The sequence below is a fragment of the Paraburkholderia sediminicola genome (assembly GCF_046026895.1).
GTDB lineage: Bacteria > Pseudomonadota > Gammaproteobacteria > Burkholderiales > Burkholderiaceae > Paraburkholderia > Paraburkholderia sediminicola_C.
In genome coordinates this window covers 22,743-38,908 of record NZ_JAQQEU010000001.1, presented here as the reverse complement: position 1 = coordinate 38,908, position 16,166 = coordinate 22,743, and the positions used below count along the sequence as shown (strand labels likewise).

Genomic DNA, 16,166 nt, shown 5'->3' with positions numbered 1-16,166 from the left:
TCATGAGTGCTGTGGCAACTGCGACGGTCGGCATGCCACCAGTACATCAGAGATACCGGTCACAGAGCGAAGCGCACGAATCGTTGTGTCGTGATGCTGCACGCTGCTTGACTCATCGTAGATAAAGACGACGACTTCGCGGTAGCGCTCGGGTGATCGTAGGTAGGGCACCAGATCTTCCAGCACCTCCTTCTCTATGGCCTTAAAGTCACCAGCGGACCTCGCGTACTTTACTTCGATGAGCAGGCCCAGGCTGGGTATTCCGAAGTCGGCACGGTAGGTGGAGTGTCCGAATTTCGGCAAAGTATCTTCGTCTTCGAGGTCGTCGAAGATCGGTCGCAGGATGAGCCACAGGATGTCCTGCACCTCGCGCTCGCTTCTGATTGGCCACCGGACTGGGTTCTGAAGCTTGTCAGGGTCCCACCGCCACCTCTTCATGGCCGTCTCGAAATTGCGCAGTGCGTGAACGACGGCCGCTGGCGAGCGGAGTGCATCTGACGTAGTGTCTGAGACGGCATTGCGGACACAACTCCATATCAGGGCGCTTTGATGGGCAGAATAGCCATCAAGGGACGACGACAGGGCGTCCTGAACGACGGAATCACGCACTTTCGCCAATTGTTCATTGGGCGCCTTGCTCATTTCGTCGGGCTGACGAAACCACCAGTCGAAGGCCGCTCTGGATTCGACCGGTGACTGCATACCCAGCGTTGGCGCGAGAGGATCGTTGGTACAGAGGCGGCATGCGTAGCAGGTCAATGTGTCCGTATGTCCGCGCGGCGTCTGAGCGAGTTGTCGCGCTACTGAAAGGCACCAGACGGCATACCTCTCCGACCGGTTCCTCAATAGTTGCGCGCCAATACAGAGACCAATTAGCACGCCGATGTCATGCAGTGCCGTTCCATGTCCCGCAGCCTCGGGATCGCGGGTTGTCGCTCGCGTGAGACCGTTCTCCAGATCCGCCAGATATGTTCCGTCTCCTGTTGCGTGGATCGTGTAGGCGAGAGCGGCTACGCATGCAAGATTCGATGCATCGTAGACGTCACGCATCCACGCTTCGTCGCAGTTTACGTCCCATTCGACGTTAAACCGCGAGTCGCCTGCGAGAAGGTGTCTCGCAAGCAACCCGCCGACGTTGCCTTTGCGGTTCGCACCGGTTACGTTCGATCGAAGTTGCTCTAGCGCCGTACCGATCCATGTGCCGGTCATAGAAACCACCTGCTCTCGCGCAACCGTGTAGTGAGAATGTCCGGATTCCAGTTGGGTACCTGCCGCAGGTTCCCGAGCAGCTGCACGACGAAATTGGGATACGAAATGGATACCGGCCGCGAGGATGGCATGACTGTGCGCCACGACATGAAGCTGAGGTCGAAGACCTGTTTTGCGATGTAGTCCAGGCTCTGGAAAGTCGAGTCCCGATGAATAGCCACAAGAACCGGGCGGGGGCAACCTTGTGCGTCGGATTTGAGCTGACGCGGACCGGTCAAGGTGACCAAGGCCGCATACGGTCCGAGCGGGACAATCTGTCCGCGATCAGGCACTGCCACGCCTTTCACCTTTCTGCCGGCTGGCACTCCTTCGCTGGCGGGGTCAAACAGCTTCCAATCGTGCTCGTCGCTTACCTGCACAAAGGCGTACTCAACCTGAAAATTCGACAGCCGTTTCACCAGCTCGGCGACTGCTGCAGCCTCAGAATCCTTGTATCGCTTGAACGACTGGTGAAACACGATGCGAAGTCGGTCACCCTGCTGCCAGCCAAATCGCCGACGCAGTTCTGCCAGACTAGCGTCAAGGGAAGTAAGAAGGGCTTCCTGATAACGTGCAGCTTCGACTTCTGCGGTTGCGTTGCCGAGCAGGTAGTTCCCGTCGCCGCTGAATACCGTCGTGATCCCGACCAGACGTTCACGCTCACTGAGCCGGTCGAATCCCACTCTCGCGCTACCAATGCCGACGATGACTTCGTGGACCATCTTCTGCTGCAACGCGAGGGTCCACGGAATGCCACCAAGTTTGGCATACAGCGCAACCGCGATGTTGGTAAGCGTGTAGGCCAGACTGCCGGGTGGCTGCAGAATCGTCTCGATCCGGACCATCTGGACCGGTATGCCTTGGGACATGAGCGCGGCCTTCGTGACGTAGTACGGACTGTCCGCGCCGTGAAGGTCCTTGTCGTTCTCTGTGATGACCACGATCGCAACGTCCACGCCCCGGCGAGCAGTTTCCAGCGCGGCTTCCTTGTAGGCGCTTGCTCGACTACTGCCACCAGACTTGACTGGAGTCCAGGCAAGGTCAACCGATTGAAGACGGAACTTGCGCAACAGGCCCTGGGAAAAGGGCTGTGGCTTTCCGTTGGACGGCATCCCATCGCGTAGCGTGGCGCCGAACTGCTCGACGTGTCCGCTGTGCTCGGCCGGAAAAATAAACCCGATCGTGACGCGCTTTCGTTCAAAGCTGTCGCAGTCAAACGGCCCATTCGTTTCGATTTGTGGGTCAACTGGCCATGGGACCGTGATGGAGCCGCCCGGCCTGAGGCTGCATTGTGGAGCCTGGAAACGCCGGGACTGGCCCACGGCCAGGCCCGGTCGGACTTCAGTGAGGTGACCGTCCAGCCTGATTGCCAGACCGTCACACGCAACAAGCTCGCCCTGAATGTCCTTGAACTCGAACATCTTCTTAAGTCGTGCCAGTTGCTGCTCGGCACCGGATACTTTGCTGATGCACGTCTGCAGTTCGTGCTGGAATGCCCTGTGTCGATTCCCCAAGATCTGTCCGCCCAGCCGCTCGAACGTCGCCGTGCTCGGCTCGACCCATGCCGCGTCCAGCGCGATTCGATCGACCCTGCAGTCGTCCAGAAACGCAAAGCCATGTTCGACGCGCACCACCCGACCCGCCAGCTTGCGGTCGAACATGGGCAAAATGTATGGATCGTCCGTTTCGTTGCCTGCTAGGAGGTACAGCCCGGCCAGTGAGGCACCGCGTTGCTGCAGTGCTGCCGCTGTAGGGCGAACAAGCAGTCGCGCGCCGAAGTTGATGATGACGCCATTGATTAGCCCACCGTCTTGCGGCGCAAGTGGCCGTACGTCGAAGCTGTACTCGGGCAGAACGCAGAATATGTCCGATTCCGGCCCAGACAGCAGGTTCTTGGTAGTGTTTACAAACCGGACAGGTCTTACGCCGGAGATCTGGCGGTTGTGGTGGAAAAATGATCGAAGCAGTGCATTCCGCGCGAGAGCGTTGGCGATCGCGTGGTCTTCTGTGATGTCGAAGGTGTGCGGCGTTCCCTTGCTGTCTCCGACAGCGGGATAGGGGAACTGGGCGATCTGCTCGCCAACGCGCAGGCAGAAATGGGTAGATCGAAGTTCCTGTCGTAAGGCGCGTAGCTGATCAGCGTCCGTATAAGCTATCAGGTAGCCGGAGAAGGTCTGACTGGAGAAGCTGATAGGCAAATGGTTAAGCAGCATCCGAGCACCCCGGGAAGATTTCCACTACTCACTATGGCTTATCTCTGCTTGCAAACAAAACAGGCGCCGACACGATAATACCGCCAACTTTTCTGTACATGGTCAGGTCGGCTCTGAATTTCGGCCCATATTACGCGCTATCATGGCGACGTATAAGCACCGGGATCAACAGGACCTAAGCGTCGATCCAATCCCGAGCAATCGAAGTTGTCGACAACAATAAAAGAACATGGCCCCACGCAGCAGTCTTTGAGGCACCGACGTCTGGCATCGGCAAGACCTATATGAGCAACCGGTCGCACGGGAAAGCAATCTTCAAGAGCTCACGCATGGATGCGAAAATGCAACATTTCGGTTGCCATGCGGGACAATGTATTCAAATCGCATACCTGATGCAGGTCTTCTTGCGGGAAGTGCCAGCGTCTTGTAGCGCTACGGAGCGTACACTCGCCTTCCATTCACGTGGAGTGGAAAACACATTGTTTCGTCGCTGTCGAGCTGAATGCGTACAGGCTTGTGTTTGAGTTGGACCCAGTCAGACAGCGATTCACCGGCGGTTGCGTCGCGCGCTGTGAGGGGCTGGTTTGCAGCTGCGGTGACATTTGGGGGCGCCGAGAACGCTCGATCGTTTTGCTTTGATCCCCCGCCAGAAATGAAAACGGCGCCTCGGCCAAGCGCGGCGGTGATCGGCAATCTCTGGCGGAAGCCGAAAAAGATATCGACCGCTATTCGTCACCATCGAAGGCTAGTGCACGGTGCAAGGTATTAAAAACAATCCCGTGGAGCGGTTCAAGTGATAAGTACCGAAGCTGCAAGCGCTTACTTGGAGGCGCTGAGAGATGCCGTCGTCCAAGCCGGGTTCGGAAGGCTTGATGCTCAATTTGTACAGGGTTTTGGCTTGCGAAATTCCGGTGAAGGAGAAGTCGAGTCAAACGAGATGCGAGATTCGCGCGAGCAGTTGGCGTTCTATATCGATGGCCTAAAGGCATACTTCGATCACTTTCGCGAGTCGCGCATCGGCGAATTGAAATCAGGCTTGACCGAACTATTTGGTCAAAATGTAAGTGGCTTATACGTCGTACCAGACGAGGAACGACAGGCTCGCTCCCGTGTACGGAAACGCAAGTTGTCACTGGAGAAGCTTACCGATTCGCGGTCAATCGAAACTCTTTTGCAATTGGTGGGCGACCTGAAGCGCCGTGTGTATGAGGGCAACGATGCCGACCCTCCTCCGCCCGACAGAAAAATTGAGCCGCAGAGAGCCCGCAACCGACATAGGAGCAGGAGCGAATGAATAAGCCGAAAGCTGATCCCGCCAAAACTGCTGCCACGCGCGCGATGAAAAAGTGGATCGAAAACAACATCGGCGGCGCTCTTCGGAGTGTGACCAGCGCGACTCCGTCCGGTTCGAGCTACGCGGGTGTCGATCTTATTGATTGGGGCGAGGGCAAGCTCTTCGAGTTCTATGCTTTCCTCAAGCTACTTGAACGTATCAGGTTGACCGATCCGGGCTGCACGTTCCGAGCCCAGAGATTGGTGAAGGGGCAATACATTTATAACGGGTCTCCGGGCCTTGCGAATCCGCGGAGAAGTCATGTTTGCATTACGCTGTCCGACTCGACCAAGATGACAGTTTGGCAGAGCGTCGAGTTTGTCGGACTAGGTGCCATGGAGCATGCCAGCGCTTCCACCCGAAATGGCGACTATCACGAAGCGGATATTTTGATTATTGAGGGACCGTCTCCGAAGAAAACACAGCCAAAGTTTCGACCGACAGCCGATGACGTGGTATTGCTGGTCGAGTGTAAATTCATGCCGTCAGTCTCCAAGCAGGTTCTGCGCAACATGCTTGGACTTCGCCGCGAAATGAGCTTTCTACATTCAGAGATCGACTCACCGTTTTCACCGGCAGCCAGCGGTTTCAAGATCAAACTTCCCGCGACTAGGGGCACCAATGATGGGCAAACTTCGCATCTATTGCTTGCGTATGCGTTTCCGTCAAACAGTTCGATCGAAATGCAGTGGAAGCGGCCGAGTCAGCGTTTTGGCATTGAATATTTGCAGCTTGTCTAATTGAGCGTTGTCGTCGAACGTCTGTCTCGGATGGACGGTTTTTCAACTTGGACGAGACTGTCGACGCCGCTATGTGCCGATCGGCTCCTGACCTACTCACACTGTTCTACCTCACTCCAACGTAGGCGGCAACTCAGCTTGCCGCGAGCAGATCAGTCTGGGTGTACGCTCCGGGATACGCTCAATTGCCGGCTTCGTTAGCTATCTATCTCTTGCAAAACTCAAGCGTCTGGTTACAATCGACCCCGACGTGGTAGTTTAATTTGGTAGAACGCCTTGCCGAAAGGTTGAGGAAGTCTAGGTTCGATTCCTGGCCGCGCATAACCTTCTCGTCTCACACAAAAAATGACTCAGGACGAAAAGCTCAAAGTTTACCGGGCGCAAGTTGCCAATCTACGCATGCTTGATCAGGCGTGGGTGCAACAAGTTAGATCGATCAACCAATTGCTTGTAAAAGACCAAAAGACTGCGGTCGATCTCGCAAGCAGACAGCTAGCGCTATTATATTGCGCCTATGCGGAATGCGCTTTTTCTAAGGTGATACACACACCTTACGGATTTTCTTCTCCGCATATCCTCCAAATTAAGAAAGCCATCCTTGATGCGGGCATTACGGCAGGCTGGCATAAAGCTCTCGACTTGGGTTTGCGACGAATTGTAACGAAACGCGAGAATAAGGAAATATCGGATATCCGAAAAAAAGTGCAAGGCATCATCAAGCATTACATCGAGGGGCCGAGCGTACTGCGGAATAAGATCGCCCATGGCCAATGGGCTATGGCGCTTAACAGGCAAAACGATAAGGTTAATTGCGAGCTGACAAGGGAGCTTGATGCAATCAATGTCGTCACATTGACGCGCTGGCGGGATGCGTCGCAGCGGCTCGCTGCCATTCTGGAGCTGCTTATTGAGTCGCCCAATCGCGCCTTTCGTCCCAGTTACTATTTCGAAATTCAGAAACATGCCGAGGCGCTCAAGGCATCCGAAGGCTGGAGCATAGAAAGGCGGGTGGCGCAATTGAAGCTCAAAAGATCTTTCGCAAAACAGGTGTCTCACATCGTACCGGGTGAGGCTTAATCCGCAGAAGTGCGTTTCTCGGGTAATGCAGCGCTGCGGTCGAGCCTTCGCCCGTCATCGCTTCCAACGAATGATCTTTGTATTTTTTGAAGCCGTCGTTGAAGTTTCGCTAGTTTAATTGACGGTGCGGATCGACTGCGGAAGTGCAGAGCGTTGCAATTTCCGACCGTGATCAAAACGGGCAAAAAAATAAACACCACAATTGATGGCAGATGCGCCGGGGCGCACCTGCATATGCCGTTCTGACCAACTTGGGGCGCGGTCCTTTCGCTTGCGAGTCCCGCCACAAATTGGCTACTGCGAAAGACGGGACGAACGCTAGTAGTCTTCCGGTAACAGAATCGTGCTGGTGGAGCGGTCCCACTCCGTTATGACCCAGACGGTTTGTCCACCCGGCATCACATAGCTGGACAGAAGACGCAGTCCTGCCTCGACTGACAGCTCGTTCTGCTGGCGATCGGATTCGGACAGGTCGCCCCAGTCACCGCTGACGTGCCGCAGTAGCAGTTCGACGGGCGAGATGTTAGCGGTGCGCAAGACTACCAGCGCGGCTACGGTGACGAAGACGCGACCGGGCCGAAAGCGCGGCTGGAAAAAGCGGAAGTAAGGCGGAATCATGTTCAATGCTCCAGAAAGCGGGCGTACGCCGACCTCCGACAAAGCCGGATGCGCAGTCGCTGGTTGAAGGGAGAAACTGGACGGAGGACGCGCCTGATGGAAAAGCGCGCCGGGCGCGCAGCCCGGCGCTTATGCCGTAGCGTTAGTTTCGACGAGTTGGCGGCGTAATGCCGCTGCTCGCGCCTGCGAGCAGCCCAGATGCCGACGGATGTCCGCCACGGTAGCCCGCACGCGACCTGTAGCAACCGCTTCGGTTAGCCGCGCAAACTCCCAATCGGGCATGTCGTCACGATCAGCGCGCGCGACGGGATCGCGAACGGCAACGTAGCCCGCCGGAACGGTGTCGCGACCTTGCGTTGCGGGTTTCCCGGACGGAGGCATGACGGGCTTCGTCGCCACGACGGACGGCACGACCGGTAACGTCGTGGGGGACGTCACCACGGCCGAAGTCACGGGTGCATCCATGACTATCCCATCCGTGACTGCGACGCGTGATGGAAGCGCGAGCGTCCATAGCAGGCACGCTACGCCCTCCAGTACGGCAGCGAACGACAGCCCTGCGAGGAGGTCGAGTCGTGCGACGGTCGTACCGAGTAACCCGGCCAGTCGCGCCGTGACGGGATCGGCCCTTGATGCGTCACGCTGCGCCGTGACCCGGTCGACCACCGCATCGTGACGCCGGATGTCGCCGGCTTCGGCATCGAGCGCATCGAGTCTCGCGGCGAGCATCCCGCGTCGTGCTTCCGGCGGCGAACAATCACGCGCACAACGCTGCGCCCGGGCGTACACGAGCTGACGCGTCACCGCTGCCCGTTCGGCCATCACAACCGTAAGGCTGCGAAGGGAAACAGCCGGCGCGACTGCGACAACGGCTTCCGCGCGTTGCTCCCCCGCATGCTGCTGCGCGAGCAGGAAGAACGTCGCATGGCCATAGCAGGCGCTCGCCATGCATGCGACCCACAGCACGACGGCCGCACTCCCGACCACGGGCGGCGAACCGCGCGCGAGCGCGGGCAGCAGATGCGCGTTGACCACCAGCACGATGCCGAGCGCGATCCATACAAGCCGCTCGGGCAGCGTGCCGCCGCGCTGCCAGCCCGCCAGCACCGACAGGCAGAGCGCGGTGGCAGTCGCCACGACCGCCAGTGTGAAAGCACATCGGGACGCGAGCCTCATGCTGCCTGACCTCCCAGCGCCGCCTTGCGCTCCAGCTGGTCACGCAGTGTCGGACGCACCGCTTCTATGGTCGCTGTAGTCTGTGTGGCGCCTGCCGGCTCCTTCTGCGCCAGTCCATCCTTTTGCGCTACGCCTGCTATTGGTCCACGGTCTCCGTCGGCAACTGGATAGAACTCCTCGGCGACCACCGCGCTTTCCTCCGGACCGTCCTCGAACGCGCCGTTGGCAAACCCCAGCCGCGCAGCGGCATCGAGCGCCGCCTGAGCGAAGCCAGCCGCCCTTCGACGTTGATCCAGCTCACGCGCCTCGCCAATGGCGTCTTCCAGCGTGCTGCCCGTTCTCAAACCGAGATCCACGTAATAGATCGCCGACCGATAGCTCTGCGTGGTGGACTTGCCGCGCAGTTTCAGTTCCAGTGGCAGGCAGGCGAGCAGTCCGCCCGACACGGCATTGAAGTAATGCAGGCGCGCGGCGAGCGTGCGGATCGAGTTGTACGAGGTCGTGCGCAGGATGAACGATCCCAGCTCGTCGTCATCGCCAACGGTGACGTTCAGGCGCGCATAGGGCTTGCAGCCGCCCTGCTGGCCGAACGAGCAACCGTCTGGCGATGCGCACGGCTGCTGCCGGATGCCGTCGCGCGTGGCACGCATGCACGTCTCGCCGTTGCCAACACAGACGGGACGGCCCGTGTCGCGGTCAAAAAGGCTGTAGTCGGCGCGCAGGTTCAGGTCGGGGTCGTTGAACAGCATGCGCACGGGGATCGCGCGCAGCTTACCCGTCGACGCCTTGCGCAACGTTTCGTTCAGTGGGTGTAGCATCCAGCCGTCGCGAGTCTGGACCTGAGTCGTGAGTGTGAACTGATCATCTTTTTCAGGAAGACGTTTTCCGTTCTTTTCTACAACCCTGCCAATCGAGATCCGCCCGACCACGGGCGGCGTGATGGAAAGTCCCTTGAGCATGATGAATCTCCTAGAGTGTGTTGCGGTGATGCGAACGGTGCAACCTGCGTGACGTCCGTGACGGCGCGTCAGACCGATACAAGGAAGCGGCGAGAGCCGGGCTTCGTGGTGGCGTACTGCTGGGCGAGTGTCGGGTGCTCGGCGAGCAGGCGTCTGATGTCGACGGAAGCGGAGTCCCGGCTGCGTTTGAACGACACTTCGCCCGTCTCGAAGATCGCGCGCGACGCGTCACGCATGGCTTGCTGGAGCGTCTGTTTGAGCAACGCTTCCTGAGTAGCCCGCGCTTCAATGTCGGCGCGCACCGCGACCAGATCAGAGAAGGCAGCGGACAGGCGCCGGTCGTCCGTGAAGTCCACCGTGCCCGCGTTGCCTGGATACAGGCAACGCAAGGCACGGTCAGCGGACTCGGAGCCGTCGGCGGGTGGCGGCGTATCGGTTTCGACGTACTGCCAGAACTGCGCTTCAAGCGGGATGAGCCGTGCGATCAGCGCGTCATCCCGCTCGATGCGGTGCACGTCGAGTTGCTGGCCGCAGATCAGCACGGCGACATCGGCTGCCGCCTTGCCCGTCACGGCCAGTTGATGCTGCACCTGAAGTTGCACGTATTCCGGCACGCCTTCGCGCCAGGCTCGTGCGCCAAACTCGCCGGCCGTCTTGCATTCAAGGAGCTGCACATTGGGCACGCCGATGACTTCGCGATCGAGGTTCGCCAGCATGAAGGGAATCGTCGGATGCTGGAGCACCGCGTTGACCTTGCGCACGCGGTTGCCCGTCTGTTGCGTGTAGGCCGCTGCGACTATCGGTTCCAGCAGCGTGCCCCAATAGACCGGCTGCGTGGTGTCGGCGGGGTCGGGTTTCGGCAGCGCCGCGTCGCGCCCGGTCTTTTCGAGCCACAGTTCGAGCTGGCTCTTGTACGGGTTCAGGCCGACGGCGGCGGCCGCATCAGAGCCGCCAATGCCCGTCCTGCGCACCTGCAGCCAGCCATCGCGGCTCAAGCCCCGCGTCTCGACCAGACGCAAGGCCGACGCGATTCGTGCAGGCTGGTGATCGTGGTTCGGTGGTGACATGTCCTTCTCCTGACGGCACAAGGCCCGGCGAGCGCATGCTCAACCGGGCCTCGTGTAAATGGACGATGGTGGAAAGATCGTGAGCGACAGCAGACGATCGGGATGCAGTCAGACAACGAGCTTGAGCGCTTCATCCCAAGCCTTCTGCTTAAGGGCAGCACCCGCGCCGAACCAGGCTGCATCGCGCCGGTGATCGTCGCTGCGCGCGCGGCGACGGTGGTCCACATACTCGGTGACGCTGTTGAGAAGGCCCCAGGCGGTGCCAGCGGCCGAAGCGAGTTCGGCGCCCTTGCCGCGCCCGCTGAACAGTTCATTCACGGCCTTCACCGCGCTGTCGTTGGTAGCCGCCACAGGACGCTCGGCCGTACTGCCCGGGTGATACGTAAGCACCCGCCTGAAATACGCTTCTGCCGACTCCGTGCTGACCTTGCGTTTCGAGAGCGCCTTCATGCGTGCCATGAAGCCATCCCACGACGAGATCGCGATACCCAGCTGACGTTTAACGGCCTGTGCATCGAACTGCGATCGATGAGGCACCTTCACGGCACCCGTGCTGTCGCCCAATGCAATAGCCAGCGTGTTGTTGCAGACGACGCGCACCGACGTGAATTGCGCGGTCGTCGCCAACGTGCCGTCGCACGCTGTCGCGAGCAGCAAATAGCCGTTCACGCGGTCACGGCCTGTGAGTGCAGCGCTCTGGCCAGTCTTCGCGAGTGCCCAGAATTTGCGGCCTTCCTTGAGCACGCCAGCCGTTTCCAGCTCGAACCCGCCCACCTCCGTTAGATCCCGGTAGAACTCCAGGATTTCCGACGGCTGCACGACCCGGTAACGGCTGGACACCACTGACAACGGAGCTTTCGTGTCGGAGCGGTACAGCACCTTCTGTTCAGGAAACGCATGGATTGAGCCGAGATTCGAATCGGAGCTACCCGACACAAAGCGCACTTCGGCTTCTTCGACCTTCCAGTTCATGCCAGCCTGCTTCGCCCATACTTCTAGCGGCTGATTCTGCGCGAGCTGGTTACCCAAGCCGTGCCATGGGGTTTCGTTGATGTAGGCCATCGTCTGGACGAGATGCATGATGAACTCCTGTAGATAGATGAACGCGTGCCGGCCAGTCGCGACCGGGATAAGACAAATGGAAAAGGGAAACGCGGGAAAGAGATGAATCGGCGTGAAGGAGCCTTCACGCCGACGATGACAGCACAAACGAAAGAGGCTGGCGCCTAGCGATGGCCGACACTGAACGTGAGCCCGCATGAGCGGCACCGGCAGTTGTCGAGCACGTTCGAGTCAATCGCGTCACCGACGGCGACACCCGTGGCGCAACCAGCGGCAGCACCAAGCAGACCGGCAATCACCGCACCCGCGATGCCTCCCACTAACACACCGGCAGGTCCGGCCACAGCACCGACAGCCGCACCGGCTTCCGCGCCAGAGAGCACAGCGCCCGCACCGCTTGCTGCACCGGCCACCGTGCCGATGGCACCACCGACTTTCTTCGCGTAGTGGCGGGTCTCAATACGCGTGGAGTTGCAGACTGGACATTGGGTCATTCGAAACGCCTCTTGGTTCGAGATAGGAGGCGTTCAGGCCGTGCGCGCCGCAGCCTTGAGCCGGCCGACGTACGTCAGGACCGCCGCGGTGGACAGCGCGGCGACTGCGAAGACGATGGCAAACGCAAAGAGGGTATCGATTGGTGAATTGATGGGTGGCACCATGATTTGCTCCATGTTGAGTACGTGGGGAAAATAGCGTGACGACGGGCAGAGTCGCAGACAGTCCTGGCTCTGCACATGGAGGTGATATAGAACTGAGATTTTTTTGAATCGGCGCCGTAACGGCATGAGGCCCGAGGACGGACGCCTTCGGGCCGTTTTACGTTCCCACTGCTTGCTACGGCGCGTCGGCCGGGATGGCGAGCGCGGCCCGTACTCTTGCAGTATCCGATGTGATTGTAGTAAAGAGATCGAAGCGGATGCTACAGTTGACTTTCCACCTACCTTCACGACAACGCTTTGTCGAAACGGGGCGCAGGGCGCATGAAACTACAGAGAATCCGACTGTCCGGTTTTCAGTCGTTCGGAGCGGAACCAACCGAACTGACGCTGAACGACATCACGTATTTGATCGGGCCCAACGGCTCGGGAAAGACAGCGGCGCTTCAAGCTCTGTGCCGCTTGTTCGCCTTCGATCCCTCGTTGAGACGGATTCAACGCTCCGACTTTCACGTCCCCTACGACGAGGACGATGAACCCGACGAAAGACAGCTTTGGATAGAAGCTGACTTCGTGTTCCCGGAGTTGGGAGATGAAGGCGAGAACGCGACTGTGGCACCGCATTTCAGCCACATGCGCCTAGACGCCGCTGATGGCCTGGCGCGAGTCCGATATCGACTGAGTGCCACGATGGGCGTGGACGGAGATATCGAGGAAACCTTGGTCTACGTTCTCGACCTGAACAGCGACGGCTCGCCCTTGACGACCGCGCAGGTTCCACGAGCGGAACGAAACCACGTGCAGGTCCACTACCTGCCCGCGCGGCGTGATCCTGCCGAACACATCGCCTACGGTGCCAATGCGTTGCTGGGCCGGATGTTGCGGGCAGTTAACTGGGAGAGCGAGCGCGAGGAAGTCAGGGGCTTCACGGACCAGATCAGCGAAAGCCTGGCCGCGAACCCGTCGGTTGCTGCCCTGAGCGAGAGCCTGAGGATGACCTGGGGTACGTTGCACAAAGGCAGCTTCTTTGCCGATCCCCACATCACCTTCGTCGCATCGGAGATTGAGGCCCTGCTACGGCACTTGTCGGTCTCCTTCTCACCCGGGCATGATGAAGAGCTCGTCGATTTCTCGAGGCTGAGCGACGGTCAGAAGTCGATGCTCTACCTGTCATTGGTGCTCTCAGCCCAGGCCATCGGGCGCGCCGTCCTCGCCGGCGAAGACGATTCCTTCGATCCGGACAAGCTGCGCCCGCCCGTATTTACGATCGTTGCCCTCGAGGAACCCGAAAACAGCCTGTCGCCCCATTACCTCGGGCGGATAGTCAATGCCTTGGTTGCCATGACGGGCAACGAGGATGCCCAGGCCCTGATCGCCACCCATGCGCCTTCTATGCTGAGGCGTGTCGACCCGATGCACATTCGCTACTTGCGTCTCACGGATGAGCGCACGACGAAGATCGCGCGCATTCGAATGCCGAAGAAAACGGATGAGGCACACAAGTTCGTTCGGGAGGCCGTACAGGCATACCCCGAAATCTACTTCTCCCGCTTGGTCATCCTGGGAGAAGGTGATAGCGAAGAAATTGTCTTGCCTCGAATCCTGCGCGCCAAGGGCGTCCCGGTGGACGAGTCCGCAGTGACTGTTGCTCCGCTCGGAGGCCGACATGTAAACCACTTCTGGCGCCTGCTTTCCGCGCTCGAAATTCCACATGTCACATTGCTCGATCTGGATGTCGCCCGGTATCAAGGTGGTTGGGGGCGGATCAAGTACGTCAACGATCAATTGGGCGAGTATGCGCCCACCAAGACACTTCCTCGGGATTACAACATTCCTGTTTGGAACTCGGCACAACACAAGGTTCGTGACTACGGTCATTACCTCGAACGGCTGGAAAGCAGGGGTGTCTTCTTCTCGTATCCGATGGATCTCGATTTCGCGATGCTGCTGTCTTTTCCGGATGAGTACGGCGTTGAACCAAATCCACCGAGTGACTCAACCATTAAGGCCGTCCTCGGTGAAAGTCACTATGATGCAAGCCAATACGACGCGAATGAGCTCGGCCTTTTCGGCACATATCACAAACGCTTTAAGCTCGGTAGCAAGCCAGCAGCACACATCGACGCACTGGCCCAGTTGAGCGACGAAGAACTTCTTGCTGACATGCCTGAGTCTCTGGGGCGTCTGGCGGACGCGGTGATCGCCAAGCTGGAGGAGTTGCCAGAGTGATCGCGGCGGACACCTGGAATCCAGCAGATGGGCTGACGCTCGAACCTAACGCATTGCGGGCGGCGAAGGAAACGGAACTTTGCCTTGCCCTGACAGCAGGGCCGGGGGCGGGCAAGACTGAAATGCTTGCACAGCGCGCCGACTTCCTGTTGCGTACCGGAACCTGCGGCTATCCAAAGCGAATACTGGCCATCTCGTTCAAAGTTGACGCCAGCAAAAATCTGAAGGAGCGTGTGAAGCGTCGGTGCGGTCCAGATTTGGCTGCGCGTTTCGACAGCTACACGTTCCATGCCTTTGCCAAGCGGATTATTGATCGTTTTCGCCCGGTGCTAACCGGCGAGGATGCATTGGATGTTGATTACCGTATCGGCGACCGAAGGGTCACGCGACGGCAGATCGAATTCACGGATCTAGTGCCTCTGGCGATCCAGATTTTAAGAATATCAAGCATTGCCCGTAATGCCGTTCGCCAGACCTATAGCGATGTTTTCTTAGACGAATTCCAAGACTGCACCAACCACCAGTACGAGTTGGTGAAGATTGCCTTTCACGGAACGGCCGTTCGCCTCACTGCAGTCGGCGACACCAAACAGAAGATCATGGGATGGGCGGGTGCCCTCGACGGTATCTTTCAGACCTTCGCGACAGACTTCGGTGCAGAGCCGCTCAACATGTACCGAAACTTCCGTTCGAAGCCGCGCCTGTTGCGCATGCAGAACGAGATCATCCGCGTGATGGACCCATCGTCCGTTATGCCCGATGAGCAGCTCGTAGGCGATGAAGGTCTTATTTTCGAGTGGCGTTTCCCCGGCAGCCAGCAGGAAGCTGAGTTTCTGGCTAATGCAATTGACGGCTGGATCAATCGCGATCAGCTTGCTCCTTCGGAAATCGCAATCCTGGTCGCTCGCCAACCCGATCTGTATGCCGATCTTTTGATGGCAGCGCTGGAGCGGCGAAACATCCCATTCAGAAATGAGCAACAGATTCAGGACATCTCCGTAGAGCCGGCCGCAAGACTAATCGTCGACTATCTGTCCTGTGTTTATGGACAACGCGAACCCAAGGCCTGGATTCGTCTAATGGACCAGCTGATTCCTTTCGCCGATGAAGAGATACAGTCGAACGCGCGGCAAAACTTCCAGCGTTTTATCTCGGAGCAGCGGAAAAAAGCTGCTTTTGTTGAGTCGCTTGGTGAGCCTTTCTCGGACTGGTGGGAGTCCGTTCGTGCATTTTTGCGCAAGGTTGGAATCGAGATCCTGTCCGCGCTTTCGCCAGACTACGAGTCCACGACGCGATTCAAAGAGGTCGTCAACGACACGAAGAGCCGCATCGAAGGTCTGCTGAAGTTGGAAGCCGACTTGCCCAAAGCGTTAAAGCGCTTTTCCGATGACCAGGCGGTACGCATCCTTACTATACACAAGAGCAAGGGGCTCGAATTCGATTCGGTCATCATTCTAGGTGTCGAAAACGAGACTTTTTGGGGTGACGCAGACGCCGAAAGATGTGCCTTCTTCGTTGGGATTTCTCGCGCTAAAAGGCGCCTTATCTTGACCGTAAGCGATCGCAGAGACACGCCCCCGTCCAATCCTTATCGATGGCGGGAAAATAGAAAGGCTCATAACGAATTCGTAGGTTATGCCATGCCGTTTCTCAATCCTCAATGAGCAATTGAATCGGTAAGAGACGTCGTTGTTGTCGCCGCCTCGTATTCATGTTCGCTTCTTGTACGCGATGAACTGAACAACCGCACCGCGATCGCGATCGAAGAAGAGTGAACCATCGCCGAAG

At 58.5% G+C, this 16,166-nt stretch carries 14 protein-coding genes and 1 tRNA gene; 6 read left to right on the top strand and 9 right to left on the bottom strand.

Translation table 11 applies throughout. The features are described from left to right. Together PQR02_RS00170 and PQR02_RS00165 are read right to left on the bottom strand one after the other, a co-directional pair. Positions 1–1,209 carry a PD-(D/E)XK nuclease domain-containing protein gene (locus tag PQR02_RS00170; RefSeq protein WP_408223679.1) on the bottom strand — a complete coding sequence of 403 codons (1,209 nt, stop codon included), beginning with the start codon at positions 1,207–1,209 and terminating at the stop codon, positions 1–3. After that, complete coding sequence (locus tag PQR02_RS00165; RefSeq protein ID WP_408223676.1) at positions 1,206–3,461, bottom strand: argonaute/piwi family protein; 2,256 nt, start codon at positions 3,459–3,461, stop codon at positions 1,206–1,208. The genes PQR02_RS00170 and PQR02_RS00165 overlap by 4 nt, the downstream gene beginning before the upstream one ends. 793 nt (positions 3,462–4,254) lie before the next feature. Here PQR02_RS00165 and PQR02_RS00160 point away from each other — a divergent pair. The 4 genes from PQR02_RS00160 to PQR02_RS00145 all read left to right on the top strand — a co-directional run bounded on the left by PQR02_RS00160 (position 4,255) and on the right by PQR02_RS00145 (position 6,611). Then, positions 4,255–4,755 carry a hypothetical protein gene (locus PQR02_RS00160; RefSeq protein WP_408223673.1) on the top strand — a complete coding sequence of 167 codons (501 nt, stop codon included), beginning with the start codon at positions 4,255–4,257 and terminating at the stop codon, positions 4,753–4,755. Further along, positions 4,752–5,534 carry a hypothetical protein gene (locus PQR02_RS00155; protein WP_408223670.1) on the top strand — a complete coding sequence of 261 codons (783 nt, stop codon included), beginning with the start codon at positions 4,752–4,754 and terminating at the stop codon, positions 5,532–5,534. The genes PQR02_RS00160 and PQR02_RS00155 overlap by 4 nt, the downstream gene beginning before the upstream one ends. Before the next feature lie 247 nt (positions 5,535–5,781). After that, positions 5,782–5,855 (top strand) — tRNA-OTHER (locus PQR02_RS00150). 24 nt (positions 5,856–5,879) lie between these two features. Beyond that, on the top strand, positions 5,880–6,611 hold the full coding sequence (locus PQR02_RS00145) for a hypothetical protein (RefSeq protein WP_408223667.1): 732 nt from the start codon (positions 5,880–5,882) through the stop codon (positions 6,609–6,611). 318 nt (positions 6,612–6,929) lie between these two features. Here the strand turns inward: PQR02_RS00145 and PQR02_RS00140 are convergent, their stop codons facing one another. The 7 genes from PQR02_RS00140 to PQR02_RS00110 form a co-directional block, all read right to left on the bottom strand. Continuing rightward, positions 6,930–7,229 (bottom strand): hypothetical protein, encoded by a 300-nt coding sequence (locus tag PQR02_RS00140; protein ID WP_408223664.1) that lies wholly within the window; start codon positions 7,227–7,229, stop codon positions 6,930–6,932. A 129-nt stretch (positions 7,230–7,358) separates the two neighbouring features. Next, entirely contained in the window at positions 7,359–8,405 is a 1,047-nt protein-coding gene (locus tag PQR02_RS00135; RefSeq protein WP_408223661.1) for a hypothetical protein, read from the bottom strand. Further along, positions 8,402–9,364 carry a recombination directionality factor gene (locus tag PQR02_RS00130; protein WP_408223658.1) on the bottom strand — a complete coding sequence of 321 codons (963 nt, stop codon included), beginning with the start codon at positions 9,362–9,364 and terminating at the stop codon, positions 8,402–8,404. The genes PQR02_RS00135 and PQR02_RS00130 overlap by 4 nt, the downstream gene beginning before the upstream one ends. A gap of 68 nt (positions 9,365–9,432) precedes the next feature. Continuing rightward, on the bottom strand, positions 9,433–10,431 hold the full coding sequence (locus PQR02_RS00125; RefSeq protein WP_408223656.1) for a YqaJ viral recombinase family nuclease: 999 nt from the start codon (positions 10,429–10,431) through the stop codon (positions 9,433–9,435). A 108-nt stretch (positions 10,432–10,539) separates the two neighbouring features. Next, positions 10,540–11,511: a DUF932 domain-containing protein gene (locus PQR02_RS00120; RefSeq protein ID WP_408223653.1), complete on the bottom strand. Its 972-nt coding sequence runs from the start codon at positions 11,509–11,511 to the stop codon at positions 10,540–10,542. Positions 11,512–11,657: 146 nt separating this feature from the next. Then, on the bottom strand, positions 11,658–11,987 hold the full coding sequence (locus tag PQR02_RS00115) for a hypothetical protein (protein WP_408223650.1): 330 nt from the start codon (positions 11,985–11,987) through the stop codon (positions 11,658–11,660). Between the two features lie 33 nt (positions 11,988–12,020). Continuing rightward, on the bottom strand, positions 12,021–12,152 hold the full coding sequence (locus PQR02_RS00110; RefSeq protein ID WP_408223647.1) for a hypothetical protein: 132 nt from the start codon (positions 12,150–12,152) through the stop codon (positions 12,021–12,023). Between the two features lie 321 nt (positions 12,153–12,473). Between PQR02_RS00110 and PQR02_RS00105 the strand changes: the two genes are divergently transcribed. Beyond that, positions 12,474–14,378, top strand: a complete 1,905-nt coding sequence (locus PQR02_RS00105) for an ATP-dependent nuclease (RefSeq protein ID WP_408223644.1) — start codon at positions 12,474–12,476, stop codon at positions 14,376–14,378. After that, a complete protein-coding gene (locus PQR02_RS00100; protein WP_408223641.1) occupies positions 14,375–16,042 on the top strand; it encodes a UvrD-helicase domain-containing protein in 1,668 nt (555 codons plus the stop codon). The genes PQR02_RS00105 and PQR02_RS00100 overlap by 4 nt, the downstream gene beginning before the upstream one ends. The last annotated feature ends 124 nt before the right edge of the window (positions 16,043–16,166 follow it).

Coding starts and splice junctions, on each gene's coding strand:
- PQR02_RS00170 (WP_408223679.1), bottom strand. CDS start 1,209: ATGACCGGCACATGGATCGGTACGGCGCTAGAGCAACTTCGATCGAAC.
- PQR02_RS00165 (WP_408223676.1), bottom strand. CDS start 3,461: ATGCTGCTTAACCATTTGCCTATCAGCTTCTCCAGTCAGACCTTCTCC.
- PQR02_RS00155 (WP_408223670.1), top strand. CDS start 4,752: ATGAATAAGCCGAAAGCTGATCCCGCCAAAACTGCTGCCACGCGCGCG.
- PQR02_RS00145 (WP_408223667.1), top strand. CDS start 5,880: ATGACTCAGGACGAAAAGCTCAAAGTTTACCGGGCGCAAGTTGCCAAT.
- PQR02_RS00140 (WP_408223664.1), bottom strand. CDS start 7,229: ATGATTCCGCCTTACTTCCGCTTTTTCCAGCCGCGCTTTCGGCCCGGT.
- PQR02_RS00135 (WP_408223661.1), bottom strand. CDS start 8,405: ATGAGGCTCGCGTCCCGATGTGCTTTCACACTGGCGGTCGTGGCGACT.
- PQR02_RS00130 (WP_408223658.1), bottom strand. CDS start 9,364: ATGCTCAAGGGACTTTCCATCACGCCGCCCGTGGTCGGGCGGATCTCG.
- PQR02_RS00125 (WP_408223656.1), bottom strand. CDS start 10,431: ATGTCACCACCGAACCACGATCACCAGCCTGCACGAATCGCGTCGGCC.
- PQR02_RS00120 (WP_408223653.1), bottom strand. CDS start 11,511: ATGCATCTCGTCCAGACGATGGCCTACATCAACGAAACCCCATGGCAC.
- PQR02_RS00115 (WP_408223650.1), bottom strand. CDS start 11,987: ATGACCCAATGTCCAGTCTGCAACTCCACGCGTATTGAGACCCGCCAC.
- PQR02_RS00110 (WP_408223647.1), bottom strand. CDS start 12,152: ATGGTGCCACCCATCAATTCACCAATCGATACCCTCTTTGCGTTTGCC.
- PQR02_RS00105 (WP_408223644.1), top strand. CDS start 12,474: ATGAAACTACAGAGAATCCGACTGTCCGGTTTTCAGTCGTTCGGAGCG.